The organism is Pseudomonas sp. KB_15, from assembly GCF_052114525.1.
Taxonomy (GTDB): domain Bacteria; phylum Pseudomonadota; class Gammaproteobacteria; order Pseudomonadales; family Pseudomonadaceae; genus Aquipseudomonas.
Genome location: NZ_JBFREX010000007.1, coordinates 83,557 through 110,095 on the forward strand (window position 1 = coordinate 83,557; position 26,539 = coordinate 110,095).

Genomic DNA, 26,539 nt, shown 5'->3' on the forward strand with positions numbered 1-26,539 from the left:
GTGAGGATTGTAAGGACAGTTTTCAGCCCGGCCTTGCCGCCAAGCGACAACTTCTTATAGCGCAAACCCCGGATTTTCCCGGGTTTACGGCAATGCGACATATAGGGTCGCAAAGGCGCAGTTTAACTGGCGGCGCAGGTTTGCGGCAGGTTGCATCGTCGATACCGATGCCGATTCGACCCGTGCAGTAAATATGTACCGCACGTCGCTCGTGTTTACGGGTTTTCCTAGGCGCCTCTCAACATCGACGACCCCTATCCCCATGAATACCGACCACAGCGACACCCTCGAGGCTTCCAGGCCCGATGCGCATTATCAGCATCTGCTCAATATCATTCCTTCCTGGCTGCGCCAGGCAACCCCACAACGTCGTGAAGCGCTAGGCAACGTCAATCCGAAAATGGCGGACAGCCTCAAGGATGCCTCGCAAGATCAACACGCTGAACTCGGCCAACTGATTTCCACCCATGCGCTGAGCCAGGGTCGGGTTGATCGGGCCCTGGCGAATCTGCTGAATCCCTCAGCCTTCGCCGAACCGCTGTTGAAAGCTGCACTCAAGAGTCGTTTCGACCTGGAACTGGACGTCAGCAAAATCTTTCTGCGCCTTTATATTCCCGCACACATCCCCTGGCTGCGCATGAAGTCCGGGGCTGCACGCATCTGGACCGTGTCGCTGCTGGACGCGGCGCTGCACAACTTCGAAAACGCTGAAACCGAAACTGACGCCTTTGAACCCGCCTCGACCTACATCACACCACCCTCTTCCACCAGGCAGTTCACCACCCTGCCAACGATTCTGGAAAAGATGCCCATCGTGGCGTTTACCCGCCTGTGCCGGGACCTGGACATTGGCGAGCGCTATAAAACCTATCTGGAAGAAAATCTGGGCATCAGCAACCCGGTAGTCGCAGCCATCCTGCAGCCCAAAATTCACGAGAGCCAGAAAACAGCGCTGACAGCGGCCTTGCACATGCCGCACATGCAAAAACTTTTGGGCAGCGGTATCCAGCGCCTGATCCTGGGCCTGATCGAAGGGCTACCGAACTTGCGGTTGCACGGTCAAGCATGGGGCGCTCACGAATTGACGCTCATGAATGCCCGCCTGACGGGCATCGTGATGTTTGCGCCGGATCTGCAGGGTGCTCGCGAAACGGTCAGTGTGGTGGCCTACATTCCCGATGACCCGCGGCATCCAATCAAGACCTATCCCTCTTCTGCGGCATTTGCGCTCGAACTCGGCGAGCGCCTGCGTGACCCGGCCTATCAACAGTTTTTCAGTCGTTTCATCAACCATGAAGATCGCGGGTATTTTTTCTCGCAATTGAACCAATCGCTCACGCCTGTTACATGGCAACCGGTCGAACCGGGCGATTCACGCCCGACCTGGAGAGAGTCCACAAATCCGCGCGCAAACCTGGGACTGGGATCGGCACCGATCGAGGGTGACCTGTGGGTTCATCTGTACCAGCGCAAACTCGACAAGATCCTCAACGACGCTCGGGTCATCGCCGTTTCCACCGCCACAGTCGACCGCAAGGCGCGCTGGGCACTGTGGGACTCCTTCAGCGAAATCGCCTCGGCGCTGCTGAACATTGCAGCGTTTATCGCGCTGCCGTTCGTACCGTTTCTTGGCGAGCTGATGATGGCTTACATGGCGTACCAGTTACTCGATGAAACCTTCGAAGGCATCATCGACTGGGCCGAAGGCCAGGGCCGGGAAGCCATAGGGCATTTGATCGGCGCCGTTGAATCCGCCGTGCAAGTGGGCACCTTTGCTGCGGGCGGCGTGATCGCAGCAGGTGAATTTCGTGCAGTGTTGCCACGGGAAATCGTACAGTTCATCGATCGTTTCAACTCAGTCAAACGGCCGAATGGCGAAGCCCGTTACTGGAAGCCGGACCTGACGACGTACCAGCAATCCATCGCGCTGCCCGAGCAGGCAAAAACTGATGCGCTGGGACTGCATCGGCACCAGGGCAAAACCGTGCTCTCGCTGGAAGGCAAACAATATTCCGTCACTGACGATCCGCTGACCGGCCAGCATCGCATCGAACACCCCACTCGCTCCGACGCCTATCAACCTGCCCTGGCGCACAATGGCCAAGGCGCCTGGCAAACGGCACTCGACCAACCACTGACCTGGGACAAGACCACCCTGCTGCGGCGCATCGGTGCCGACATGCAGCGCTTTTCATCGAGCGAGCGCGAACGCATGTTGAGCATCAGCGGCAGCCACGAAAATGCCCTGCGTAAAATGCATGTGGGCAATGGACAACTGCCGCCACTGCTGGCCGACACGCTCGAGCGTTTCAAGATTGATCAGGATCTTCAGATTTTCATCGAGCGGATCGACAGCCAACGCGCCGACGACTACCTCAGTGCCGACCCGGCCACACAACTGGAACTGCTCTGCGATTACGGTTACTGGCCGGCGAATCAAGGGCTGCGCCTGGTTGACGGGGCGAACACCGTTTGGGAGCGCGTCGCCGCAGACCAGCCTTTGGTGCAGATCGACCTGGCACGACTGGTTGATAACGACTTGCTGCAGACTGTGTTGCAAACCCTGAGCGATAGCGAAGCAAGGACACTGATGCAGGAGGAGTTCGGTGCACCCACGCCCAGCCTTGCAAACCGGGCCCGAACCTTGCGTCACCACCTGGCAACGCTGGCGCAGACAAAAAGGCACATTTTGTTCGAACAACGCTACCGCAGGCTTGAACATGGCGTCAGTTCATCGGTGCAACACATCAAAGACGCTGAACCGGGCCTGCCCACCAGTGTTGCCGAGGCGCTGCTCGACAGTGCCAATACCGCAGAGCGGCGTCAGATCGAAAATGGGAAAGTGCCAATACGCCTGCGTGAGATGGCGCAGCAAGCAAACCTTCAAGTGCGGATTACACGCGCCTGTGAAGGGCTCGATCTGCCATCGACACCCCACAACATTGACACCCATCGATTGGCCCTGCATTCGCTGGAACGCCTGCCAGGCTGGTCGGGACAAGTCCGGCTGGAAATCCGCAACTACACAAAAGACGGTCCACTGATCGACAGCATCGGCAATCCAGAGGCTGCGTCGCGCAAGGTGCTGGCATTGAACGCCGAAGGCGCCTATGAAGCCTTTGATGCTGACGGAGAACCTCTGAACAATGCCGACACACTGTATTCAAGCCTGTTGCAGGCGTTGCCCGACAGCGAGCGAATCGCCTTGAACGTCAACATCGGCGAGGGTGAAAGACTCCAGCAAATGATTCGTGAACACGCACTGGATCGTGACGCATTGCGTTTGCTGCTCGCACAGCACCCGATCCTTAAAACCACCTACGATCCCACCGTGATGCGTTTGCTTGGCGGCACCGATGGCTATCGGCAGATGCCCCTCAATACCCCCTCGCTCCAAACCCGGACTCACTCACTGTTTCCGCATTTGACGCCAGAGCAACTGCAACGCTTCGTTGAGCGCTTGCAGCAGCATCCCGACGGCCCCCGTGCGCAGTTGCACCGGCTGATCAACCAGCACGTGCAGTTGTTTGAAGAGCTCAATAACTGGTTCATTGAAGTCCCACGATTCGCTCCGGACATGCAATTCAGCTTCAGCGCCGACCAAATACGCAACCAGCAACACATCCGTCGCCAGCTGATGGGACAATTGCTGGATTGCTGGCGTCGCCAGTCCACCTGGGATAGCGCCAATGACGCACAGGTTTCCTTCCAGTTCTCCCAGCCAATATGGGGGGAGCTACCCAGGCTGAGCGTCGATTTTGCGCAAGTTCACAATTTCATGCTGGAGGGTCATCGCACCACCCACGGCGTGAACGAATTCCTCAAGGGATTTACCGGCCTGCATCGGCTGGCGCTGCGCAATTTCAACCTCGGTCAACTGCCGGACGCCATTGAGCAGTGGCCACAGCTCAATGAACTGATCCTGAGCGACTGCGCAGTCACCCTCAACGCACGCAGCCAGACCGTGGTGGCCTCGCTGAACAATCTTCAGGTGCTCGACCTTTATAAAAACCCTCTTGGGTTGGTTCCAGCTCTGGAGAACATGCCAGACCTGAACTACATCGATGTTTCCGGTACCGGCCTGTCCGAAGTGCCACCCGGATTGATGTCGCGCCCCCGCCTTCGTACCGCGCTGCTCAACGACAACCGGATCACCGAACTTCCCGCCGCGCTGTTCAGTCTGCCGAACAGCGTGCAGGAAGGATTCGACCTGGGTGGCAACCCGATTTCCGCTGCCGGTCGCGAGCGGATAAAAATCCACTTCAACCAGACTCGCCGTGACTTTGGCGTCTTTGCCGGCCAGGCCGACATCCAGCGCCTGCAAGTGCTTTATCCAGGGCTGGACCATGAGCAAGCCAGCGACTTCATCTATCGCCTGCCCGGTACGCTCGCCGACGGTAGAACCGATCTCGCACGCCTGGAAACCGAGTACGACACCTTGCGCAACGAACTGGCAGCCTGGACCGCCGATATCCCGGCTGTTCATCCCGACAGCGGCCAACCCTTCACCGCTCAACAACTTTTGCTCGAGCACCTCAACCGCGATGAGTTCAAGCTGTTGATGGAACGCTGCTGGCGCCGGGAAACCGATCTGGACGACTTCAATGAATCGCCCGAACTCACTTATGAGATGACCCTGAACACGATCATCACTGGTGATCTACCCGCACTGAGCGCCGACTTCAGTCATGTCACGGCCTTGAGCCTGCGCAGCGACGCTGGAATGACGTCGGGTGCCGGACCGTTTCTGCAACGCTTTTCACGCCTCAAGAGCCTGACCGTGCGCGAATACTCACTGCAGGAAATTCCAGACGCGATCTTGAAAATGGGCGATCTGACGGCGCTGACGCTCAGCGAATGCAATCTCACCCTGAGCACGAACGACATCCAGGGATTGGCGGGAATGGAACGCCTTGACTATCTGGATTTGAGTGACAATCCGCTTGCACTTGCACCGGATGTCAGCCAGATGTCCGACCTCGCAACGTTGATCCTGAACGACTCCGGCATCAGTGAACTGCCCGCTGGCTTATTGCAGTTGAAGTCATTGGAGTTGGTGGACTTAAGTGACAACCAGATCGTTCACATCCCCAGCGACATTCTGGAGCTGCCGCTGGAAATCGCCGAAAGCATCAATCTGCGAGGCAATCCGCTAAACGAACAGAGCCTGCAAATCCTTATCGCCTACTGCAAAAAAACCACCACGGATTTTAGTGTAGAGGCCGTCATCCAACGAGTGGAAATGGAGGTGTCGACGTCGGAAGATTCCGAGCCTGACGAGTGAACCTCAACCGCGCTCGGACGGCACCGACGACAACTCGAACGGGCTGCTGCTGCGCCGCTGGTTGCGATCTTCCCGCGGCGTGGCACCGAAGAAATTGCGATAGGCGCTGGAGAAATGCGGCCCCGAGGAGAAGCCACACGACAAGCCGATCTGGATGATCGACTTGCTGGTTTGCATCAACATCTGCCGGGCCTTGTTCAGGCGCAGCTCCAGGTAGTACTGGCTCGGCACGCGGTTGAGGTATTGCTTGAAGATGCGCTCCAGTTGCCGACGGGACACGCACACGTGCTGGGCGATTTCGTCGGTGGTCAGCGGTTCTTCGATGTTGGCTTCCATGAGCAACACGGCTTGCGTGAGCTTCGGATGGCTGGAGCCGAGACGGTTCTGCAACGGAATACGCTGACGTTCACCGCCTTCACGAATGCGCTCGACCACCAGTTCTTCGGACACCGCACCCGCCAGTTCCGCACCGTGGTCGCGGGCCAGCACCGCCAGCAGCAAATCGAGTACCGACATGCCGCCGCACGCGGTCAGGCGATCGCGATCCCAGTCGAACAAGTGGCTGGTAGCAATGACTTTCGGGAAGCGTTCGGCGAAATCGTCCTGCCAGCGCCAATGCACGGCCGCGCGATAACCGTCGAGCAAACCCAGCTGCGCCAACGGGTACACGCCGGCCGACAGACCACCGATCACGCAACCGGAACGCACCAGCTGCTTGAGCGCACTGCTGAGTGCCGGCGCCAGTGCAGTCGGTGGCTCGTCAGCGAGCAGGAACAGTTTCTGAAAGTTCTCGAGCTTGCCGGTCCATGCTTCACCCGGCAATTGCCAGGCGCTTTCGCTCGGAGGTTCGGCCTGCAGGAACGACAGTTCGTAGACCACGTCCGGATGCACACGCTGGGCAACACGCAAGGCCTCCTCAGCCAGCGCAAGCGTCAGTGCTTTAGTGCTGGGCCAAATCAGGAAACCAATTCGATGGGCAGTCATGGTGGGCAATCCGAAGCGGAGAACAATGATGAAGGCATGGGCCAATGCTAGCCCGTAAATGAACGCAAATCTCAGAACCGGCAAAGATCTAAATGTGGGAGCGAGCCTGCTCGCGAAAGCGGTGGATCAGTCGACATCTGTGTTGAATGTCACACCGTATTCGCGAGCAAGCCCGCTCCCACAGGGGATCAGGGCCAGCCTTTAGACTGCGAAGCATGCACTATCGCGGTGCACAACGGCAGTCCTGATTACTTCAAGCTGCCGGACAGGAATTGCTGCAGACGCTCGGATTGCGGGTTCACCAGCACTTCACGCGGGTTGCCGCTTTCTTCGACCACACCTTTGTGCAGGAACACCAACTGGTTCGACACTTCACGGGCAAAGCCCATTTCGTGGGTCACCACAACCATGGTCCGGCCTTCCTGGGCCAGGGCCTGCATGACCTTCAGCACGTCGCCGACCAGCTCCGGGTCGAGGGCCGAGGTCGGTTCGTCGAACAGCATCACCTCAGGTTCCATCGCGAGCGCACGAGCAATCGCCACGCGCTGCTGCTCGCCGCCGGACATGTGGCCCGGGTACGCGTCTTTGCGATGGGCCACGCCGACCTTGTTCAGGTAGTGCTCGGCCTTTTCACGGGCTTCGGCCTTGGACACGCCGAGCACATGCACCGGCGCTTCCATGATGTTTTCCAGCGCGGTCATGTGCGACCACAGGTTGAAATGCTGGAACACCATCGACAGGCGCGAACGCATGCGCTGCAGCTGCTTCGGATCAGCAGCTTTCAACGCGCCGTCCTTGTTCGCCACCAGCTTCAGCTCTTCGTTGTTGAGCAGGATCTTGCCCGCGTGCGGCTGCTCCAGCAGGTTGATGCAGCGCAGGAAAGTACTTTTGCCGGAGCCACTGGAGCCGATGATGCTGATCACATCGCCGGCTGCCGCTTTCAGGGACACACCCTTGAGCACTTCGTGACTGCCATAGCGTTTATGCAGGTCTTGGACTTCAAGTTTGTACATGCGGTCGGTTCTCACAAAAACAGTCAGTCAGTGGTATTCAGTGCTTGCGCGGGGCCAGGTAGCCCAGCCAGCGGCGCTCGGCCATCTTGAACAGCTTCACCAGCATGAAGGTCAGGCACAGGTAGAACACGCCGGCCGTGATGTAGGCTTCGAACGGCAGGTAGAACTGGGCGTTGACCGTGCGCGCAGCACCGGTGATGTCGATCAGGGTCACGATGGACGCCAGACTGGTGGTCTGCAGCATCATGATCACTTCGTTGCTGTACTGCGGCAGTGCCCGGCGCAGGGCCGACGGCAGCAGAATGCGCTTGTACATCTTGAAGCGCGACATACCCATGGCCTTCGCTGCTTCGATCTCACCGTTCGGCGTGGCGCGCAGGCTGCCAGCGATGATTTCGGCGGTGTAGGCGCTGGTGTTGATCGCGAACGCAAGGCACGCACAGAACGTTGCGCTGGACAGCCACGGCCAGAGGAAGCTCTCACGCACCGCTTCGAACTGCGCCAGACCGTAATAGATCAAAAACAGCTGCACCAGCATCGGCGTGCCGCGGATCACGTAGGTATAGAGCCAGGCGGACATGTTGACCACCGAGTTCTTCGAGACGCGCATCAGGCCCAGCGGCAATGCGCACAGCAGGCCGAAGAACAGCGACAGCGCGAGCAGTTTGAGGGTGGTCACCAGGCCGCCGAAGTACAGCGGCAAGGCCTCCCAAATGACGTTGTAGTCGAAGATCATAGATCAGCCGCCCTTACGCCTACCGAGTAGCGCTTCTCAAGGTGACGCAATGCCAGCAACGAGACACTGGTGATCACCAGGTACAACGCCGCCACTGCGAGGAAGAAGGTGAAAGGCTCGCGGGTGGCATCGGCCGCCTGCTTGGCCTTGAACATCATGTCTTGCAGACCCACCACCGAAATCAGCGCGGTGGCCTTGGTCAATACCAGCCAGTTGTTGGTGAAACCCGGAATCGCCAGACGAATCATCTGTGGCACCAACACCCGGAAGAACACCTGGAAACTGCTCATGCCGTAGGCCATGCCGGCTTCGGCCTGACCTTTGGGGATCGCCATGAAGGCGCCACGGAAGGTTTCCGACAGGTACGCACCGAAGATGAAGCCCAGGGTGCCGATACCGGCCACCAACGGGTTCAGGTCGATGTACTCGTCATAACCGAGCATCGGAGCGACGCGATTGAGCAGGTCCTGGCCGCCGTAGAAAATCAGCAGGATCAGCACCAGGTCGGGAATACCGCGGATCACCGTGGAATACAGATCGCCCAGCCAGGCCAGCCAGCGCACTGGCGACAGACGCAGTGCCACGCCTATCAGGCCCAGGACAATGGCCAGGGCCATGGACGACAAGGCGAGCTGAAGCGTCAGCCAAACGCCATCGAGGATGACAGCCCCGTAGCCTTTCAACATGATTCAGGTCCTCGAAAGTTGGGATGAAAAAATGGCGCAAACCTCAGAGATCCTGTTGCTTGCGCCATTTCGGACTTGTCGCCGGGACGTATTACTTGCCGTAGATATCGAAGGCGAAGTACTTGTCCTGGATTTGCTTGTACTTGCCGTTCTCGCGAATGGCGGCGATGGCGGCGTTGAGCTTGCCCAACTCAGCCGTGTCGCCCTTGCGAACCGCGATACCTACGCCGTCGCCGAAGTATTTGATGTCGGTGAACGCAGGGCCGACGAACGCGAAACCTTTACCGGCGTCGGTTTTCAGGAAACCGTCATCCAGCAGCGTAGCGTCTGCCACTGTGCCGTCGAGGCGGCCGGCGGCCACGTCGAGGTAAATTTCGTTCTGCGAACCGTAAGGCTTGATCTCGGCACCCAGCGGGGCCAGGACTTCACGGGCGAAACGCTCGTGGATCGAACCACGCTGCACGCCGATGTTCTTGCCCTTGAGCTCGGTCAGGCCGTCGCTGACCTGAGTGCCGGCCTTCATGACCAGGCGAGCCGGGGTGTTGTAGTACTTGTTGGTGAAGTCCACGGACTTCTTGCGGTCTTCAGTGATCGACATGGACGACAGGATCGCGTCGATCTTGCGCACCTTGAGGGCAGGGATCAGGCCGTCGAACTCTTGCTCGACCCACACGCACTTGACCTTCATCTCTTCGCACAAAGCGTTGCCGATGTCGTAGTCGAAACCAACGATGCTGCCGTCCGGCGCTTTCGACGCGAACGGAGGGTAAGCCGCCTCGATACCGATTTTCAGAGGTTTTTCATCGGCGAAGGTTGGCAGGGACAGCACGGACAGTGCCAGGGCGCCAAGCAGCACGAGTTTCTTCATCTTGGGACTCCATCGGTAATGGGCAAAAACGGCAGAGTGAGCAACAGCCCAATATGCGAGTGAGTTGAACCGGAAAGCAGTGCTGCGTCCTACATTGCGTGTGCGAAATTTCAACACGAGCAACGACGAGCGAGTGATCGGCATTCTAACGACAGGCCCGAGGCCGATATTTCTTCAATGCGACAACTAATTACAGAAGCACCGAGAAAGCCGTTTTAGCGCGTTGACAGCCCTGCAAAATCATGCAAGAGCAAAAGACATTGAACCGATCTGTATTGCAAATTGCGGGCCTATTATTGGCAAACCCTTCTAATCCGGCAAGCGCAGCGTGGGGTCTTATTTTTCAGCGGTGCCTTTTCAACCCTGATGTGGGGCCTGGCGTTTCCCAATGCCCCGTATTGAAGCGATGCGGTTACACATTCAGTAACCTGAAAGAACACAGGTAACAGTAGGAAAAAGCCGACAGAGGAACCCGATAATTATTGGTAGATGTTGCTGCAGCGCCTAGCAGATCGCCATCGCGGGCAAGCCCGCTCCCACAGGGATTTGCGGCGTATATGCGATCTGAATCACACCACAAATACCTGTGGGAGCGGGCTTGCCCGCGAAGAGGCCAGCCCAGCCAACACAAAAACCTCAGGCACAAAAAAGCCCCGCCAGGCTCAACACCTGACAGGGCTTTCAGTGACTCACAACCGCCGCTTACGCGACATTCATAGTCTTGTGCGTATCAATCAAATGCTGCACCACACTCGGGTCAGCCAGGGTGGAGATATCCCCCAACCCGTCATATTCCGCCGTCGCAATCTTGCGCAGAATCCGCCGCATGATCTTGCCCGAACGAGTCTTCGGCAGGCCCGGTGCCCACTGGATGACATCCGGCGACGCAATCGGGCCGATCTCCTTGCGCACCCAGTTTTTCAGCTCCAGACGCAGTTGCTCGTTCGGCTCTTCACCGTTTTTAAGGGTGACATAGACATAAATGCCCTGCCCCTTGATGTCGTGCGGCACACCAACCACCGCCGCTTCGGCGACTTTCGGGTGCGCGACCATCGCGCTTTCGATCTCGGCGGTGCCCATGCGGTGGCCGGAGACGTTGAGCACGTCGTCCACTCGCCCGGTGATCCAGTAGTAGCCATCGGCATCGCGACGCGCGCCGTCACCGGTGAAGTACATGCCACGGAAGGTCTTGAAGTAAGTGTCGACGAAGCGGTCATGGTCGCCAAACAGCGTACGCGCCTGGCCTGGCCACGAATCGAGAATCACCAGGTTGCCCTCGGCCTCGCCTTCGATGATGTTGCCCAGGTTATCCACCAGTGCCGGCACCACGCCAAAGAACGGACGCGCCGCAGAACCCGGCTTGAGGGCGTGAGCGCCCGGCAGCGGGCTCATCATGTTGCCGCCGGTTTCGGTCTGCCACCAGGTGTCGACGATCGGGCAACGGGACTTGCCGACATTCTTGTAGTACCAGTCCCAGGCTTCCGGGTTGATCGGCTCGCCCACCGAACCGAGCAGACGCAGGCTGCTGCCATCGGCACCTTCAACAGCGGCAGTGCCTGAGGCCATCATGGCGCGGATCGCGGTCGGCGCGGTGTAGAGGATGTTGACCTTGTGCTTGTCGACGATCTTCGCCACCCGGGTGATGTCCGGGTAGTTCGGCACGCCTTCGAACAGCAGCGTGGTCGCGCCGTTGGCCAGCGGGCCGTAGACGATGTAACTGTGGCCGGTGACCCAGCCGACGTCGGCGGTGCACCAGTAGATTTCACCCGGGCGATAGTCGAACACGCGCTCATGGGTCATCGCTGCATACAGCAGGTAGCCGCCGGTGGTGTGCTGCACGCCCTTCGGCTTGCCGGTGGAGCCGGAGGTGTAAAGGATAAACAGCGCTTCCTCGGCGCCCATCTCTTTCGGCGCGCACACGGTGCCGGCCACTTTCATCAGGTCCTCGAACCAGATGTCGCGGTGCTGGTTCCACTTGATGTCGCCACCGGTGCGCTTGCACACGATGACTTTCTGGATGCTGCTGGTTTCCGGGTTGGTCAGCGCGTCGTCGACGTTGGCCTTGAGCGGGATCTTCTTGCCGGCACGAATGCCTTCGTCGGCGGTGATCACCACTTTCGAGCGGCAGTCGATGATGCGACCGGCCAGGGCTTCCGGCGAGAACCCGCCGAACACCACCGAATGAATCGCGCCGATCCGGGTACAGGCCAGCATGGCGACCACGGCTTCGGGGATCATCGGCATATAGATAGTCACCACGTCGCCGCGGTGCACGTCCTGACCACGCAGGGCGTTGGCGAACTTGCAGACTTGCTCGTGCAGTTCGCGGTAAGTGATGTTGCGGCTTTCGGCAGGGTCATCGCCTTCCCAGATGATCGCGACCTGGTCGCCGCGCTCGGCCAGATGACGGTCGAGGCAGTTGTAGGAAACGTTCAGGGTGCCGTCGGCGAACCATTTGATGTCGACATGGTGATCGTCGAAGGAAGTCTGCTTCACCGTGGTGAAAGGCTTGATCCAGTCGAGGCGCTTGGCTTGCTCGCGCCAGAAGCCGTCCGGGTTGACGACCGACTGCTGGTACATGGCCTTGTAGGTCGCCTCGTCGGTCAGCGTGTTAGCCAAAACCTCGGGACGAACGGGATACAGGGAAGCCGCACTCATCTTTCTTACCTCGGTGGAATAGTTGTTTTTGTATGACCCCGTTGTAGCCGGGCCGGGCCTATAGAACCATTCGACGATGGTAGTAACAAGCCCCTACAAAATGTCGTGAAAAACCGTCAAACCCACTACCGCCGCGGAACCTGTAGGAGCGAGCTCGCTCGCGAAGGTCGTCAACGATAACGCGCCCAACCTGACACCCCGCGGYGCTCTCTGGCTCATCGCGAGCAAGCTCGCTCCCACAAAAGCGGTACCTGTAGGAGCGAGCCTGCTCGCGRAGGTCGTCAACGATAACGCGCCCRACCTGACACCCCGCGGYGCTCTCTGACTCATCGCGAGCARGCTCGCTCCYACAAAAGCGGTACCTGTRGGAGCGAGCYYGCTCGCGAWGGTCGTCAACGATAACGCGCCCAAYCTGACACCCCGCGGCGCTCTCTGGCTCATCGCGAGCAAGCTCGCTCCTACAAAAGAAGAGGCTATTCGGGGATTGTTACAGGATCTGTCAAAAGTGTTTATCAAATCCACGCCTATATGGACGAAGCGTCGACGCCTAAAATCTGCCACGCCAACAAGGCAATCTGATTAACCAAGTTGCAGCCCCCACGAAGGCAGTTAATCAAACACTCTGGCACTGAAGTTCCACACGCAATCTCAAAAGGATTGCGTGCCCCCTCTCGACCTTGGAAAGGTAAAATTCAAATGAAAGCTTTATTGGTTCTGGCCCTCGGCAGCGTGTGCGTAACCGCCATGGCAAGCGAGGTCCCGACTGATGTCGCGCAGCAACAACCGCCCGTTGAGGAATACACTTACTCAATGAATCTGGACATCGCCAAAGTGATCTCCATGAGCGAAGCCCCGAACGTTTGTGAAGTTGTGCCAATGAAAATGGAATACGAAGATTCCCACGGTCAACGGCATATCCTGCGCTACAGCATGATGGGCAACGGTTGCTCTAACGGCTGACTCCCTGCTTCACCCCTCCCCCAAAAGGTTCGACCCACCCGCCGCTATCAGGCAGATGAAGTGCCGAACCTTAATGATCGATTTAATCGATTGTTTTAAGCATTTATTTGCGCTTTTTAATCGAATTAGCAGGCGTAGAATCAATTGCAACCCAAGACAAACAACGCCTGCGAAACTGGAGCAATGACCATGAAAACCCAACTGATCCTCGCCCTGACCCTCTCCGTCCTGGCTGCCAACACCTTCGCCGCCGATGGTTACGACCGCACCGGCTCGGCTGCTTACACCACTGAAGCCTCTGTCGCTTCCGACGGTTACGACCACACAGGTTCGGCGTCCTTTGCAGCCGATGGCACAGACCACGTTGGCGCTGGCAAACTCGCGTCCGACGGCTCTGATCGCACCGGTGCCGCCCGCCTCGCCGCCGATGGCACTGATCACGTCGGTGCCGCTCGCCTGAGCTGATCCGCCAGCGTGACTTCATAGCCCGGCTTCGGTCGGGCTTAGTTGTGTCTGGAGCCTGAGAAAACCCCACCGAAACACAAGATGTAGTGAAAAAAGCCTTTTTTGGTTATTTCTTGAGCAAAAATAATCCAGGGCAAAAAATCAGGAAAAAAAATCTTCCCCCGCCAACATCGTTCAAAGCCCTGTAAACCCTCACTCTGACCGAAAAACGGTCGCCGTCGACCGATCCGTGAGCCATTTCGCCGCACCACAGCACGCAAAACTTCCCTATAATGCGGCCTTAAACGGGCCTGCAATATTCCCTTACAGGGATGAAAGCCAGTCTGAAGCCCCGCACAAGCGATCAAAGCTTGCTGCGCCCATCAGTGGCTCTCGGAACCCCGTACAAAATTCTGTTTGATGCCTGCGTATAGCTGCTGCAAAAAACGATTCCTTTAGATCCAACGCGGCCAGTAAGGCCGTGTGAAAAACCGACCTATACATTTTCACACGGGCACACTGGCCCTCACGCAGGAGACGACACGTCATGCTGAGCTGGGACGAATTCGACAAAGAAGACACGGAAGTAGCAGTCAAGAGCGCCAACGCTGGCCACGCCACCGAAGCCAACATGGACCGTCTCGACAGCGCTGGCGGTGCCGCCGCCCTGGAAGCCCGTGCCGTGACCGCGTCTGACTCCGCCGCCGTTGCCCGCGCCAAGGCTGCCCTGGATTCCCTCGACGTCGCCGAAGGCCTCGCCGAACTCGAAGGCGCCTCCGCCCGTGTCGCCGTTGACGAAAAGCGCATGATCAACTGCCGCGCCGACCTCAACCAACTCGTGCCATTCAAGTACGACTGGGCCTGGCAGAAGTACCTGGACGGCTGCGCAAACCACTGGATGCCGCAAGAAGTCAACATGACCGCCGACATCGCCCTCTGGAAAAACCCGGAAGGCCTGACCGACGACGAGCGCCGCATCGTGATGCGCAACCTCGGCTTCTTCTCCACCGCCGACTCCCTGGTTGCCAACAACCTGGTCCTGGCCGTGTACCGCCTGATCACCAACCCGGAATGCCGCCAGTACATCCTGCGCCAGGCCTTCGAAGAGGCGATCCACACCCACGCCTACCAGTACTGCATCGAATCGCTGGCCATGGATGAAGGCGAAATCTTCAACATGTACCACGAGATCCCGTCGGTCGCGAAAAAAGCCACCTGGGGCCTGAAATACACCCGCTCGATCTCCGATCCGAAGTTCGAAACCGGCACCGTCGAAACCGACAAAGAACTGCTGCGCAACCTGATCGCCTACTACTGCGTCCTGGAAGGCATCTTCTTCTACTGCGGCTTCACCCAGATCCTCTCCATGGGCCGCCGCAACAAAATGACCGGCGTCGCCGAGCAGTTCCAATACATCCTGCGCGACGAATCCATGCACCTGAACTTCGGCATCGACGTGATCAACCAGATCAAAATCGAAAACCCGCATTTGTGGGATGCTGAAATGAAGGAAGAAGCTTCGCAGATGATTCTGCAGGGTACTCAGCTGGAGATTGAATACGCTCGTGACACCATGCCTCGTGGGGTGTTGGGCATGAACGCGGCGATGATGGAGGACTACCTGAAGTTCATCGCTAACCGTCGTTTGAGCCAGATTGGTTTGAAGGAAGAGTACCCAGGGACGACTAACCCGTTCCCTTGGATGAGCGAGATTATGGACTTGAAGAAAGAGAAGAATTTCTTTGAGACTCGTGTAATTGAGTACCAAACTGGTGGTGCGCTTAGCTGGGATTAATTCCCAAGCTAACCGCGATTTGACGACTTGAATCGACAAATCGAACATCTGAAAGCCCCGATCTGATCGGGGCTTTTTTGTGGGGTAGGAAAACTCTTACTCGCATCTTCAGTAATCGCCAAAACTCCTACGGAAATTCCAGCTCCTTCCGCATTGATGACCATTCAAAGCGACTCTAAGCTCTACCGCAGGTGCCTAAGAAACGCCCAACGTAGAAGCTAACTTCGCTACACAGACCGCATGCTGTTATCAGCTAAATATGCGTAATCCTGTGTCTGAAAGGAACAGCTTGTTGGGATTTCTTAGATCCTCTACGTCGGGTTCGGCCCTCATCAATTTCACACGTAGGGGGAATGGATATGCCTGCAGAAACACAACACCGATCAGTCACGGCTGATCCTTTCAATCCAACAATCTTCACCCGCCACAACCTCTCTCTCCATGCCCTCCTCCTAGAAAACCAACCATGGTTCTGCGCCCGCGATATCGGCCGCTTGATGGGTTTTCATCTGAGTGAACGCATGGTCAACAAGCTAGACAAAGACCAGCACCAAACGGTGTGGATTGAGTATTACCGGCGACCGGAAAAGCATTTGATGCTCAGTGAGTCCGGTGTTTATGCGCTGTTGGTGTATCACTACGCACCAGGAAATCGGTTGCTGCGTGAGTGGATCACCCATCAAGTGGTGCCAGCCTTACGTGATGCGGAGCAGTCGGACAATACGGATCGGCCGATGTTGAGTTTGTTGGATTGGCCGGAAATGTCGCTGAGCCTGCTGCACTGGCAGGATGAAGGTTGGATTCGGCTTCGGGACATGCCTTATCTGTTGCTCGATCACACGCAACGGCGGATGCCGGTGGTTAAGCCTTGGTGGCGGAAGATTGCGCAGGTGTTTCAGTCGTCGAAGCATTCGATGGGTTAGGTGCCCTGCTTGTAGGACCGCCTGCAAGAACCTTCTCTTCTTTGTGTAGGAATTTTCGTAGACAGTCGTAGTGGCCACTCAGTATCGTCCGAGGGTATTTAACCCTCGGCGATTGTATGGATACGGAAAAGAGCAACGGCGATTGGAGTGAGGTAGAGATTCAGGCTGCGGTCGATGCCTATCTCAGCATGCTTACTCGCGAGCAGAACGGTCAGGCGATCAACAAGGCGCATGAAAATCGCGTCCTGCGCGAGGGTGCTTTGGCTGGTCGGACCAAAGGTTCGGTTGAGTTTCGGATGCAGAACATTTCGACCGTGTTAGTTGAACTCGGGCGTGAACGCATTGAGGGCTACAAGCCCGCTAAAAATGTCGGCGCTAATGTTGCGAAGAGCATTCGAGAAGCACTCAATGCTCCAGGCCCTTTGACTCCCGAAGACTTCGTCCCGACAGCCGACGAGGCCACACTGGAGCAGCGAGCTGCAAAGCTTGAGCGACAACCGATTAAAGTCGAGCCGAAGGGGATTGAGAAACCAGAGCAAACTCAGTCCAGCGGAAAGTCGTATGTTCGCGATCCGGAAGTGAGAGCGTGGGTCCGCCAGCAGGCTGAAGGTAAATGCGAAGGATGTGGAAAGCCTGCTCCGTTTGAAAAGTCGGGCAGGCCGTTTCTTGAGGTTCACCACGTTAAGCATTTGGCCCAGGAAGGTTCGGACCGTCCGAGCAATGCTGTAGCGCTATGCCCGAACTGTCATCGCCGTTGTCACCATTCGAGTGATCGGGAGGAGTTCACCGCTTCGCTTTATACAAAGGTGAAACGGTTGAAACCCGAATAACCGAGCAAAACAGAACCCGTGGCGAGGGGGCTTGCCCCCGCTCGGCTGCGCAGCAGTCGTCAATCCGCATCATTCGGTTTGTCTGATACTCCGCGAGTTACGGATTTTAGGGCTGCTTCGCAGCCCAACGGGGGCAAGCCCCCTCGCCACAAGGTTGGTGGCTGGCTTGGTTGTTGTGTTGATCTTGCGAATCGCGAGCAAGCTCGCTCCCACAGGGGTTCGGCGGCTGGCTTGGGAACGTTGGTGTTATCAGGGCCGCTGGATTTTCCTGCGGCCTTTTTCTTTGCCCGCGATACCGCTAAAGCATCATTTCCCCAACCCACTAATCCGCCACGGACACACCGCCGCCCTCACCCCGCTCGGCCCGACAATCTCCGGTGTCTGCCCCAACGACCTCGCACTCAGCACACTCCCCACCCGTTCAATCAACTGATCAAACCCCAACGTGGCATCCTCCTGATGCAATTTGCGCAGTTGTTCGACTAGGGCATAAGTGAAGGCGCCGTAGCTGTTCGAACCCACCTCATACTCATTGGCTTTTTCATTTTCCCGCGCGGCGTAGAGCATCAGGGGCATGTAGGGCCCATGGTGACCATAGAGTTTGCCCTGACGCAGCAGTTGGGCTTTTTTCTCGGGGCGCAGGCCGGTGGCGGCGCCTTGGGTGGTGCGGGTGCGGGTGAGGCCGCGGGTTTTGTTGTCTTGTTCGCTGAAGTCGCGGCGGTCGGCGTCGACGGCGTAGACGCGGCGGTCCCAGTCGCCGGCGTAGGGGTCCCAGCGCAGCATGCGGTGGCGGATGTCGCTGGGTGGGGTGATGCCGCGCACGCGGCCGTTGCCGCGGGTCATGCCGCCGGCGTAGCAGCAGTCGAACATGACGGTGAGTTTGGCGCCGTGGCCGTCCGGGTCGAATGGCAGGTGGCTGTAGAACTGGCGGAACAGTTTGTCGGTGAAGTGGGTGCTTTCGTCGTCCCAGTCGAAGTCGTGGAGCACCAGGGTTTCGTCCATGCAGTCGGCTTCGCCGCTGCTGCTGTAGACCGGCAGTTGGGTGCCGTGGCCGGAGTAGAACAACACGCGCTCGTCGCCGGCGCGGGCGCCTTCCACCAGCCATTCGAGGCGTTCGACGAAGTTGGCCCGGGTCGCTCGGGCGTCGTGTAGCAAGCGAATATCACCGGCGTCGTAGCCGCTTTCCTGGAGCATGCGGCTGATCAGGTAGGTGTCGTTGATGCAGCCGTCGAGGCGTGCGCTCGGGTCGGGGTAATCGTTGATGCCGACCACCAGGGCGCGGCGTTTGCGTTGGCCGCTGCGGGACAGGAACGCCGGCACTTCCAGTGCGCGTGCGGCCACCACGTCGCGGGCCAGTTGTGGCCAGAGGCCGGTCTCGCTGGTGGGTGACGACAAGTAGGCCTGGGCGGCGTGATTGAGGTCGAGCAGGTCATCGCGCAACGGCACGCTGAACTCGGTTTGCAGGTCGACCCGCGCCGAGTCCGGCGAGGTGATCGGCCGGGTCAGCAAGCCGTCGTTGGGGTTGTAGAGGTGGAACCAACGGCGGATGCCTCGGCCGTTTTCGCTCAGGCGCAGGACCCGCCCGCCCCACACTTCGCGCATCACCAGTGGCAGTGCAATCGGTGAGCCGAAGCTGACGAACACGCGGCCATCGATGCGCTTGAGTGCCGAACCTTTTTTCGCTACCGACCGGCGCAGGGCGTCGTAGCCGATCAGGCTGCCCAGCCCTTGGGCGAAGATGATCTGCGGATTGAATGCCTCGATCTTCGTCAGCAGATGTTGAGTCAACTCAGTGCGCAAATCGGCGTCTTCGATCCATTGCACGATGGCGCCAACCGTGGTGCGCAGCATCTGATTGACCGGCAGGCCCCAACTGCCGAAATTCTCGTCGGCCTTGCCCCCGGCGTCGGCCCTCAGCATCGCCAGGCCCCGGGTGATCTGGGCGAAATCCGGCCCTTCCTTGAGTTGCTCATCGAAGCACAGAAAGTCGATGTCCTGGTCGTCAATGAGGCGATCGTTCTGCGCCAGTTGATTGCGGATCAATGTGCGCCATTGGTCCTGCCAGTTTGTATCGATGCCGCCCTGCCCCTGGCTGGCCGGCGTGAACCCCACACCGGGCAGGCACAGGACGCGCAGCCGCGTTGATGCGATTTCCGATCCCGGTTCTGCCAAGGCTTTGCTGGCAGGCGCCGCAACCGGAGGCACCGCTTGCCCTTGGGCAGTGACCATCAAATCCTGCAAGCGCCGCAGTTTCGCCTCAAGGCTGTCCGCACTGGGCGCGGCGGGCGTGAGCGCGGCCTGAGCCGGATCAGCCAAGGCACGGCTGCGGTTGCCGAGAAAGCCACTGACCCATTGGGCACTGCTCTTCCAGATCTGCTCTGGATCGAGGCCGTCGAGGTAACCGGTGGCGCTGTCCACCACCTGCCGACTTTGGGTCGCCAGTTCGGACTCGATCAATGGCAAGCCAGCACGGCTTGGCACCACGGTGGCCGCCAGCTTTGGCGCAGCCGTTACGCCCGGTGCGGCGCGCCAGATAGGCGCATTGCCGAAGTGCTGCGCCGCGATCACCCGTGGGCCGAGGGCACTGCGTGGCAATTTGAAGTGATCGCAAAGAAACGCCAGCAGGCTGGTGTGATCGTAATGCTGCGCCTGGACGTTGCCCGTCCAGGGTATCAAGCCTGGCTTGAGCCACGGCGAAGCGAGGATCGCCGGAACACGAACGCCGAGACGGGTGAAGGGATTTTTCCATGGGACATCGACCGTTGAACCGGTCGCCACGCAAGTCGGTGGCACCACGTGGTCATGGAAGCCGCCATGTTCGTCGTACAGCAGCACGAACAGGGTTTTGTTCCAGACCGCGGTATTGGCCGACAAGGCGTTGAACACCTCACCGACAAACTGATCGCCAAAGCGCAGGTCCTCCGGTGGATGATGGGACACGTTGGGCCCGAGTTTACCGTTGAGCAGGCCATAGCTCGGCTCGATCCAGGACAGCTCGGGGAGTTTGTTACCGGCGACGTCCGACTTGAAATCATCGATGCTCAGGTGCTGCAAACCACCCTTGACCAGCGCCGCCAGCGGTACCGCACCGTCGGAATAAATGCGCGCGTCGTGGCCGTTGTTGCGCAGCAGCGAAAAAATACTCTCGCTGCCGAACTGTGCGATCAGGCTTTTGATGCCGGCCAGTACCGTGCCGGTGGAGGGCATCAGCAAGTGGCCATTGCAACTGCCGAGCATGGCAAAAAAACGGTTCGGCCAGGTTGGACCTGGCACCGAGGAAAACCAGCGATCACACACGATGAAATTGCGCGCCAGCCCCTGGATTGCCGGCAACGTATCCCCCGCTGGCGTGGCACCGAACGGAATGTAGTTCATCGCCCGTTGGGCCATGGATTGCGACCAGGTTTTGTACACCTTCAGGTCCGTGCGGGCCTTGTCGTAGGCGTCCTGGGCAAAACCATCGAGCTTGGGGTTGGCCGGGCTGGTCTTGAACGAGACGCCCAACTGTTTCTCTACGTTGACGAACTCATGGCCAAGGTCGAAACCCTCACTGTTGCTCGGCGGTAGCGCGGGAGGTAGAGGGGGCGGTGGCGCCCACAGGCTGTAGTTTTCCGGGAACTCCGACGCCTGGGTGATCACCGTCGAATTGCCATTGGCCAGCTTCAATGGATTGGTGCTGGGCGCGTTACGGTTGATACCGTCACACGCCGGGTTGATGCGGGTGTAGTCCCCCAGCAAATGATCGAATGACCGGTTTTCCATCATCAACACGACAACGTGCTCAATCCCGGCGGGCCAGTTGTTCGGCATGGTGCGCTCCTTGCTGTGAAGTCTCGATTTCGACCTCTCGGGTTTCACCGCAATCAAGGCTTGGACGGCTGGAGAGTCCGCTTGGCCCGGCACTTGCCCATGAGGCATGCGGCGATTCGATCTGCCAGACAACGCTAGTCAGGCGATGGGGGCTTGTCCAATGGCGGGAGCACCTATCCTTTCACCCAATCCACCGAATACATCTCGACATAGCTATCCACAGCCGTCCCGACCGTAGGGAAAAACGCCGTTTCACCCAATCGCGCAAACAACCCGAACCGCTTGAGCTTGTCCTTGACCGGGTCCTTCATCTCGGCAAAGCACAACTCGATACCCGCCGCGTGCAGGGTGTCGTCCAGTTCGGCGAGCATATCGGCGGAGGTCACGTCGACGCTGGTGACCGGCTCTGCGGCGACCACCAGCCAGCGCACGGGCGTGGGCGATGCCGCCACGGCGTCCAGCACTCGGTCGTTGAACAGCTCGGCATTGGCAAAGAACAAGGGCGCATCCCAGCGAAACAGGACCAGGCCGGGGATCAGCCGTGCGTCGGGATAGCGTTTGATGTCGTGGTAGCCCTTGACCCCGTCGGCGCGTCCCAATACCGCGGAGTACGGGCGCCAGCCATCCCAGAGGAATTCGATGATCGCAATCACGATGGCCAGGCCGATACCCTCGATCGCGCCGAACACGGCCACGCCGACCGTACAGACAATCGATAGCCAGCACTCCCAGCGCTGGATGCGATAGATCCGCCGTAGGTCGGCGACCTCGATCAGGCCAATGGCCGATGCAATCACGACTGCCGCCAGTGCGCTGGACGGCAAGTGTTGCAGCAGGTCCGGCGCCATCACCAGCAACAAGGCAACCGCCAATGCGCCGACGACGCCTGTCATTTGGGTCTTGGCTCCGGCGGCCTCGGCCACGGGCGTCCGCGACGAGCTGCTGCTGATCGGGAAGCCCTGGAAAAAACCGGCCGCCAGGTTGGCGATGCCGAGGCCCACCATTTCCTGATTCGGGTTGACGTAGGTTCGGGTCCGGGCCGCATAGACCCGCGACAGCACGCTGGTGTCGGCGAACGAAACGAGTGCGACGGCGCAACCACCAATCAAAACCGGGACGATATCGGCGGTGGTGATCCAGGGGATGGCGAACCCGGGCAAGCCTTGCGGGAGCGAACCGAGGACCGACACACCGGCGCGTGCCGCAAGATCGAGTACACCCACGGCGACCGTCGCGCCTACCACAGCGATCAGGATGCCCGGCAGTCGTGGCCATCTTTTGAGTAGCAGGATCACCGCCAGGGTGAGCGCGCCGACCGTGAAGGCGGTCCAGTTGGCTTTTCCCTCCATCAGCGCCGAGGCGATGGCCCCCAGGTTTCTCAATGGACCGGCGGACTCAATCGAAAAGCCGAACAGTTTGGGCAACTGGCTGATCAATACGGTCAGTGCGATGCCATTCATGTAGCCATAGCGTATCGGCTTGGACAGAAGCTCGGTAATAAAACCCAGGCGCGCCATACCGGCCAGGATACACACCGCTCCCGACACGATCGCCATCATCCCTGCCAGGGCGACGGCGCGCTGCGGGTCACCGCCGGAGAGTGGAATGATGACAGCAAGGATGACGGCCACCAGGGAGGAGTCCGGCCCCATCACCAGAATTCGGCTGGGGCCAAACAAGGCATAGAACAGCAGCGGAACGATCGTCGCGTAGAGGCCATAAATGCCGGGCACCCCCGATGCCACCGCATAGGCGATACCGACGGGCACCAGCATCGTGGTCAGCACAAGGCCGGCCACGATGTCGTAACGCAACCATGCCAATTGGTATTCGCGCAGCATGCCCAGTCCCGGTAGCCAGCGGCGCCAACCGGTCTGTTCATCCCGGCGGGCTATCCGGCCCGGCTCCGGGAGGGGGGGCGAAGCATCTGAATGGCTCATAAACCGCCCTCGTTGATGTAATGCTGTTCATTTAAAAATATTGTAGGAGCGAGCTTGCTCGCGATGGACTCAAGAGCGCCGCGTTAAGTCAGTAAACACGCTACATCGTTAACGACCATCGCTCATGATCCGCCCTCTTTGATGGACTGTGCAGGCTCGGCGATATCGAAGTGATCTCAGTGTAGCTATTGCTTCGAATGCACCATCACTGGAAGCTGTTCATCTAAAGGATTTGGAAGCCGACATGAAATTCGACCTCGCCTACTGCCTCAGCCTCAACGACAAGTTGTCGATCTACGACGTTCGGGATCTGAATTTCGACGAGACGATGGATTTCGACTCCGCCAGGGAACACTTCCAGTGCCCCAACGATGCCTGTCGCCTGGCGTTCGATGCGGCCAATGAGCTGGGCACGTTCAACGCCAAGAATGTGAATTACGTGCGTACGCCGCACTTCAAGAACCTGCCGAGTACGCGGCATGTCGAGGGCTGCCCTTATGTCAGCTTGAAGACGCCGGCGTCGGGTGTGGATGAGGCGGAAACGGATGACAGTCGCGAGGAAAATTTCCCGTCGGAATTGTTACTGGTTCGACGTGAGTATGTGCGTAAGCCGTCCAGTCCGAAGGTCGCGGCGGATGGGGTGCGTGATGAGTCGCTAACGCCGTCGGTGGCAGGCAATGTCGAGCAACCGGGCAGGGAATCGGCACCGGACAAGACCAGCATCTTTGCCCACCCGGTGGAATGCTTTGTTTCAAACTTCGACGACAAGGATTTGCTCAAGCGCGTGCCGCTGAAGATTGGCGAGCACACCGCGCCTTACGCCTCGTTTTTCAAGAAGATCGAATACCTGCAAGACAACAAGGGGCTGATCTACTGGGGCAAGATCAAGGAGATCAAGGACTACACCCAGAGCTTTCGCATCGACTTCGAGAAAAAGGTCTGGTTCGAGAAAAAGCCGTACTCGGTCAATGTTTACCTGAGCAAGAAGCTGATCGACAGCTACCGCAAGCGCAAGGCGTTCCTCGAAGAGATCAAGCACGCCATCGAGAGTGGTCGGGAGCTGTATTGCTTCTTTTATGGCGTGACGCCCGAGTTGAAGCAGGTGCCGAGCAAGAAAAACCCCGAGCAGACGTTCGGGGTATTCAGCGCCAACATTGAGAATCTGGATCACTTTATTGTGCGGGAGGCGCCGGGGTTGGCGGGCAAGTAATACGAAAGGTAGCGTTGGTTCATTGCGAATCGAGTTGCCTTTGCAATGCCCAGATCTCCCGTTTCACCTCCATACGTCGATCCAGTGCAGTCTGGATGCCTGATTCGTCGAGGCCGCAGTATCGACGTAACCAGTGGGCCATCATTTCCGAGTCCGGGAAGTAGTAGTCTTTATGCCCTTTGCTGTTTCTTGGGCAGTCATTCATATCGCCGTCGAAGCGCTCTGCCGAAAACTCGTCCGGCGGTAAAGAGCCCCGGTCAGCCGCGACATCCTGAAAAATCCAGGCGATTTCATCTATGTGTTTTTGCGCACTGCGATGGCTGCGTCGGTACAGGATGAATTGGCCGCAGCTTTCTTGAAAGCGTTCCATCATCGGCTCGTCATCGACCCACTGAAGGATGTCGAACTGCCCTGCATGGCGTATCAGCCCGCTAATCCAGCGATCAGCAAAACGTTGAACAAACCCCTCGACGTCGGCCTTTTTGGCATCGGCGAAGATCATGCAGTAACGAGTCGGGATGTGGATGGCGAACAGCACATGTTTGCGTTGAACAGTGACGGCGTGGACCAGCCACTGTTCGGTGGACTCATCAAGCTCATCGTCTTCAATGATGGCCGATGGAGGTTTCTCCACCGATGTGATTGTTTTGCCCTTATGTACACGACTGAAGAATTTGCTGGCCGCTTCGGTGCAGTTGAAGATCAACATCCAGGGTTCTCTGTTAAGTTTGGTAATGGGATTGTCAGTTCTGCCGGACAATCTCATAAGCCCATTCAAGCTCGTAGGGCTGGCGAACAATGTCTGCAATCACCTCCCGTATCCCTTCACTAAGCACCGACAACTCCGCATCGGTCAACAAATCGAACTTGACCATCATACTCAAAGAGCTGAACGCGCTGGAGCGACTGTAGGGGTCGAAAATTCGCACGATGTCTTTGTCTCGATCACGCATCAGGCGATATAGCATTCCATATCTAGCTTGAGCGGAGAGCGCACTGTGTTGAGCGATCGTCTCGGCATCAGCCAGGACACCCTGGCAGAAACGATCGAGCGCAAGTTTGTGGAGTTCCTTGAATTTCTTCCAGTCACTTTCAGGGATCGACATAACGTTCTCCTGCATAAAGGCTTGAACCGTAAGAACACCTATTCTTGCGAAAAAACCTGCCTGTACCAAGCCTGAAATCGAACGATGATTCGATTCGATCAACCAGAGTCCAAGGTGAGTCAGGACAATCACCGTCCGTCTGGCCGAGAGCACACATCAAAAATTGCGTTTGATCCGGGTCAAAAACAACTGTACAAAAACACAGTATATTTTGACCAACACTCTCGAGCCCGGAGAACACCATGGCCTCTCAAGCGATGAAAATCACCCTGGAACGTATCGCCCTCTTTCAATTCACCCCGGCCCACTGCGCCCAGGCCCGAGCGATGCTGGGCTGGAGCGTGGAAGAGCTGTCGCGGGAGTCCCGAGTCTCGGTAGATGCCATTCAACGCTTCGAGGCACGCCAGGAGGTGCTGGATGTCACGCGCCTGGCGCTGGCCTATCGGTTCGAATCGGAAGGATTGGTGTTCTTCCCCGGGTTTGCGCCGGGTCGAGGGATGAATGTGAAAGGGTCTACGCCGAATCCGGTTGGGCGGGCGGATTTTGCGATGGTGGAGTGAGCCAATTCATTGATTGACGATTATACCAAAATAGGTATATTTTCACATGAGTACAAGGAAGCCACTCCTGTGGGTTAGCAGCAGTAAAAAAGATCTCAAGCAGATGCCCGCAGATGTACAGGACGTTTTTGGCCACGCTCTTGATCTGGCCCAAAGCAGCAAGAAGCACCCAGATGCAAAACCACTGAAAGGCTTTGGTGGTGCCGGAGTCCTTGAGTTGATTGAGGACTTCGATACGAACACCTATCGCGCTGTTTATACGGTTCGTTTTGGCAATGCCGTTTATGTTCTGCACTGTTTTCAGAAAAAGTCGACTACGGGAATCAAAACCGCGCAGTGCGACATCGATTTGATCAGGAAGAGACTTCAAGCGGCGCAGGAACACGCAAAAGGATCAGAACATGATTGAAATCGAAGAAAGCAGCGGCAACGTCTACGAAGACCTCGGGACACCCCACGCCAATGAAATGCGAGTCAAATCCCAGTTGGCCGCAAAAATTGGCGAAATCATCAAGGCTCGCCACTTGACCCAGGTTCAGGCGTCCGAAATTTTAGGTCTGTCACAGCCCAAGCTATCTGAAATGTTGCGCGGAAAATTTCGTGGGATCAGTGAGGCCAAGATGATGGAGTGCCTGTTACTTCTCGGGCGTGATGTGCAAATCGTGGTCAAGTCGGCCCCGCGCTCACGCAAAGAGGGCCGAATTGAAGTGGTTTTTAGCTGAGGTCTACAAA

20 protein-coding genes are annotated in these 26,539 nt (G+C 58.1%); 10 read left to right on the top strand and 10 right to left on the bottom strand.

All coding sequences use genetic code 11. The annotated features are described in order from the left end of the window. The first annotated feature begins 262 nt into the window (after positions 1-262). Positions 263-5,284 carry a dermonecrotic toxin domain-containing protein gene (locus AB4Z35_RS10500; protein ID WP_442096927.1) on the top strand — a complete coding sequence of 1,674 codons (5,022 nt, stop codon included), beginning with the start codon at positions 263-265 and terminating at the stop codon, positions 5,282-5,284. Positions 5,285-5,287: 3 nt separating this feature from the next. On the opposite strand, the gene argR is transcribed toward AB4Z35_RS10500, so the two are convergent. From argR to acs, 6 genes are all read right to left on the bottom strand, one after another. Then, a complete protein-coding gene (gene argR / locus AB4Z35_RS10505) occupies positions 5,288-6,268 on the bottom strand; it encodes a transcriptional regulator ArgR (protein ID WP_008004229.1) in 981 nt (326 codons plus the stop codon). 248 nt (positions 6,269-6,516) lie between these two features. Then, a complete protein-coding gene (locus tag AB4Z35_RS10510; protein WP_007971015.1) occupies positions 6,517-7,281 on the bottom strand; it encodes an ABC transporter ATP-binding protein in 765 nt (254 codons plus the stop codon). A 37-nt stretch (positions 7,282-7,318) separates the two neighbouring features. Continuing rightward, positions 7,319-8,017, bottom strand: a complete 699-nt coding sequence (locus AB4Z35_RS10515) for an ABC transporter permease (protein ID WP_008004231.1) — start codon at positions 8,015-8,017, stop codon at positions 7,319-7,321. Beyond that, positions 8,014-8,703, bottom strand: coding sequence for an ABC transporter permease (locus tag AB4Z35_RS10520; RefSeq protein ID WP_007992766.1), 690 nt, complete (start codon positions 8,701-8,703; stop codon positions 8,014-8,016). Before AB4Z35_RS10520 ends, AB4Z35_RS10515 begins: the two co-directional genes overlap by 4 nt. Before the next feature lie 91 nt (positions 8,704-8,794). Further along, positions 8,795-9,571 carry an ABC transporter substrate-binding protein gene (locus AB4Z35_RS10525; protein WP_442096928.1) on the bottom strand — a complete coding sequence of 259 codons (777 nt, stop codon included), beginning with the start codon at positions 9,569-9,571 and terminating at the stop codon, positions 8,795-8,797. A 702-nt stretch (positions 9,572-10,273) separates the two neighbouring features. Continuing rightward, positions 10,274-12,229 carry an acetate--CoA ligase gene (gene acs / locus AB4Z35_RS10530; protein ID WP_007992764.1) on the bottom strand — a complete coding sequence of 652 codons (1,956 nt, stop codon included), beginning with the start codon at positions 12,227-12,229 and terminating at the stop codon, positions 10,274-10,276. 696 nt (positions 12,230-12,925) lie between these two features. Between acs and AB4Z35_RS10535 the strand changes: the two genes are divergently transcribed. The 5 genes from AB4Z35_RS10535 (at position 12,926) to AB4Z35_RS10555 (ending at position 17,181) form a co-directional block, all read left to right on the top strand. Next, positions 12,926-13,189: a DUF2790 domain-containing protein gene (locus AB4Z35_RS10535; protein ID WP_116261909.1), complete on the top strand. Its 264-nt coding sequence runs from the start codon at positions 12,926-12,928 to the stop codon at positions 13,187-13,189. 189 nt (positions 13,190-13,378) lie between these two features. Beyond that, positions 13,379-13,654, top strand: coding sequence for a hypothetical protein (locus AB4Z35_RS10540; protein ID WP_442096930.1), 276 nt, complete (start codon positions 13,379-13,381; stop codon positions 13,652-13,654). Positions 13,655-14,180: 526 nt separating this feature from the next. Further along, the gene (locus tag AB4Z35_RS10545; RefSeq protein ID WP_007992761.1) at positions 14,181-15,428 is read left to right on the top strand and encodes a ribonucleotide-diphosphate reductase subunit beta; all 1,248 of its coding nucleotides are present in this window, start codon (positions 14,181-14,183) and stop codon (positions 15,426-15,428) included. Between the two features lie 359 nt (positions 15,429-15,787). Beyond that, on the top strand, positions 15,788-16,351 hold the full coding sequence (locus AB4Z35_RS10550) for a BRO-N domain-containing protein (protein WP_442096931.1): 564 nt from the start codon (positions 15,788-15,790) through the stop codon (positions 16,349-16,351). Positions 16,352-16,467: 116 nt separating this feature from the next. Next, positions 16,468-17,181 carry an HNH endonuclease gene (locus AB4Z35_RS10555; RefSeq protein ID WP_442096933.1) on the top strand — a complete coding sequence of 238 codons (714 nt, stop codon included), beginning with the start codon at positions 16,468-16,470 and terminating at the stop codon, positions 17,179-17,181. A gap of 306 nt (positions 17,182-17,487) precedes the next feature. On the opposite strand, the gene AB4Z35_RS10560 is transcribed toward AB4Z35_RS10555, so the two are convergent. Continuing rightward, positions 17,488-20,991 carry an alkaline phosphatase family protein gene (locus tag AB4Z35_RS10560; RefSeq protein ID WP_442096934.1) on the bottom strand — a complete coding sequence of 1,168 codons (3,504 nt, stop codon included), beginning with the start codon at positions 20,989-20,991 and terminating at the stop codon, positions 17,488-17,490. Between the two features lie 173 nt (positions 20,992-21,164). After that, the gene (locus tag AB4Z35_RS10565) at positions 21,165-22,931 is read right to left on the bottom strand and encodes a SulP family inorganic anion transporter (protein ID WP_442096935.1); all 1,767 of its coding nucleotides are present in this window, start codon (positions 22,929-22,931) and stop codon (positions 21,165-21,167) included. Positions 22,932-23,175: 244 nt separating this feature from the next. Here AB4Z35_RS10565 and AB4Z35_RS10570 point away from each other — a divergent pair, with 244 nt between their 5' ends. Continuing rightward, positions 23,176-24,141, top strand: a complete 966-nt coding sequence (locus AB4Z35_RS10570) for a hypothetical protein (protein WP_442096936.1) — start codon at positions 23,176-23,178, stop codon at positions 24,139-24,141. A 19-nt stretch (positions 24,142-24,160) separates the two neighbouring features. Here the strand turns inward: AB4Z35_RS10570 and AB4Z35_RS10575 are convergent, their stop codons facing one another. Both AB4Z35_RS10575 and AB4Z35_RS10580 read right to left on the bottom strand, forming a co-directional pair. Beyond that, positions 24,161-24,850: a DUF6933 domain-containing protein gene (locus AB4Z35_RS10575; RefSeq protein WP_442096938.1), complete on the bottom strand. Its 690-nt coding sequence runs from the start codon at positions 24,848-24,850 to the stop codon at positions 24,161-24,163. Positions 24,851-24,884: 34 nt separating this feature from the next. After that, positions 24,885-25,247, bottom strand: coding sequence for a hypothetical protein (locus tag AB4Z35_RS10580; protein ID WP_442096939.1), 363 nt, complete (start codon positions 25,245-25,247; stop codon positions 24,885-24,887). A gap of 242 nt (positions 25,248-25,489) precedes the next feature. Here AB4Z35_RS10580 and AB4Z35_RS10585 point away from each other — a divergent pair, with 242 nt between their 5' ends. Genes AB4Z35_RS10585 through AB4Z35_RS10595 form a run of 3 tightly spaced genes read left to right on the top strand, consistent with a single transcriptional unit; the run spans position 25,490 to position 26,529 of the window. After that, complete coding sequence (locus AB4Z35_RS10585) at positions 25,490-25,807, top strand: helix-turn-helix transcriptional regulator (protein ID WP_007998876.1); 318 nt, start codon at positions 25,490-25,492, stop codon at positions 25,805-25,807. A 46-nt stretch (positions 25,808-25,853) separates the two neighbouring features. Next, positions 25,854-26,216 carry a type II toxin-antitoxin system RelE/ParE family toxin gene (locus tag AB4Z35_RS10590; RefSeq protein ID WP_116261923.1) on the top strand — a complete coding sequence of 121 codons (363 nt, stop codon included), beginning with the start codon at positions 25,854-25,856 and terminating at the stop codon, positions 26,214-26,216. Next, a complete protein-coding gene (locus tag AB4Z35_RS10595; RefSeq protein ID WP_032829830.1) occupies positions 26,209-26,529 on the top strand; it encodes a helix-turn-helix domain-containing protein in 321 nt (106 codons plus the stop codon). The genes AB4Z35_RS10590 and AB4Z35_RS10595 overlap by 8 nt, the downstream gene beginning before the upstream one ends. Positions 26,530-26,539 lie beyond the last annotated feature (10 nt).

What these genes read in the sequence shown, in the direction of transcription:
- AB4Z35_RS10520 (WP_007992766.1), bottom strand. Translation starts at nt 8,703, where the DNA reads ATGTTGAAAGGCTACGGGGCTGTCATCCTCGATGGCGTTTGGCTGACG.
- AB4Z35_RS10545 (WP_007992761.1), top strand. Translation starts at nt 14,181, where the DNA reads ATGCTGAGCTGGGACGAATTCGACAAAGAAGACACGGAAGTAGCAGTC.
- AB4Z35_RS10580 (WP_442096939.1), bottom strand. Translation starts at nt 25,247, where the DNA reads ATGTCGATCCCTGAAAGTGACTGGAAGAAATTCAAGGAACTCCACAAA.
- AB4Z35_RS10595 (WP_032829830.1), top strand. Translation starts at nt 26,209, where the DNA reads ATGATTGAAATCGAAGAAAGCAGCGGCAACGTCTACGAAGACCTCGGG.
- AB4Z35_RS10575 (WP_442096938.1), bottom strand. Translation starts at nt 24,850, where the DNA reads ATGTTGATCTTCAACTGCACCGAAGCGGCCAGCAAATTCTTCAGTCGT.
- AB4Z35_RS10515 (WP_008004231.1), bottom strand. Translation starts at nt 8,017, where the DNA reads ATGATCTTCGACTACAACGTCATTTGGGAGGCCTTGCCGCTGTACTTC.
- AB4Z35_RS10500 (WP_442096927.1), top strand. Translation starts at nt 263, where the DNA reads ATGAATACCGACCACAGCGACACCCTCGAGGCTTCCAGGCCCGATGCG.
- AB4Z35_RS10510 (WP_007971015.1), bottom strand. Translation starts at nt 7,281, where the DNA reads ATGTACAAACTTGAAGTCCAAGACCTGCATAAACGCTATGGCAGTCAC.
- AB4Z35_RS10540 (WP_442096930.1), top strand. Translation starts at nt 13,379, where the DNA reads ATGAAAACCCAACTGATCCTCGCCCTGACCCTCTCCGTCCTGGCTGCC.
- AB4Z35_RS10560 (WP_442096934.1), bottom strand. Translation starts at nt 20,991, where the DNA reads ATGCCGAACAACTGGCCCGCCGGGATTGAGCACGTTGTCGTGTTGATG.
- AB4Z35_RS10525 (WP_442096928.1), bottom strand. Translation starts at nt 9,571, where the DNA reads ATGAAGAAACTCGTGCTGCTTGGCGCCCTGGCACTGTCCGTGCTGTCC.
- AB4Z35_RS10535 (WP_116261909.1), top strand. Translation starts at nt 12,926, where the DNA reads ATGAAAGCTTTATTGGTTCTGGCCCTCGGCAGCGTGTGCGTAACCGCC.
- AB4Z35_RS10570 (WP_442096936.1), top strand. Translation starts at nt 23,176, where the DNA reads ATGAAATTCGACCTCGCCTACTGCCTCAGCCTCAACGACAAGTTGTCG.
- acs (WP_007992764.1), bottom strand. Translation starts at nt 12,229, where the DNA reads ATGAGTGCGGCTTCCCTGTATCCCGTTCGTCCCGAGGTTTTGGCTAAC.
- argR (WP_008004229.1), bottom strand. Translation starts at nt 6,268, where the DNA reads ATGACTGCCCATCGAATTGGTTTCCTGATTTGGCCCAGCACTAAAGCA.
- AB4Z35_RS10590 (WP_116261923.1), top strand. Translation starts at nt 25,854, where the DNA reads ATGAGTACAAGGAAGCCACTCCTGTGGGTTAGCAGCAGTAAAAAAGAT.
- AB4Z35_RS10585 (WP_007998876.1), top strand. Translation starts at nt 25,490, where the DNA reads ATGGCCTCTCAAGCGATGAAAATCACCCTGGAACGTATCGCCCTCTTT.
- AB4Z35_RS10565 (WP_442096935.1), bottom strand. Translation starts at nt 22,931, where the DNA reads ATGAGCCATTCAGATGCTTCGCCCCCCCTCCCGGAGCCGGGCCGGATA.
- AB4Z35_RS10550 (WP_442096931.1), top strand. Translation starts at nt 15,788, where the DNA reads ATGCCTGCAGAAACACAACACCGATCAGTCACGGCTGATCCTTTCAAT.
- AB4Z35_RS10555 (WP_442096933.1), top strand. Translation starts at nt 16,468, where the DNA reads ATGGATACGGAAAAGAGCAACGGCGATTGGAGTGAGGTAGAGATTCAG.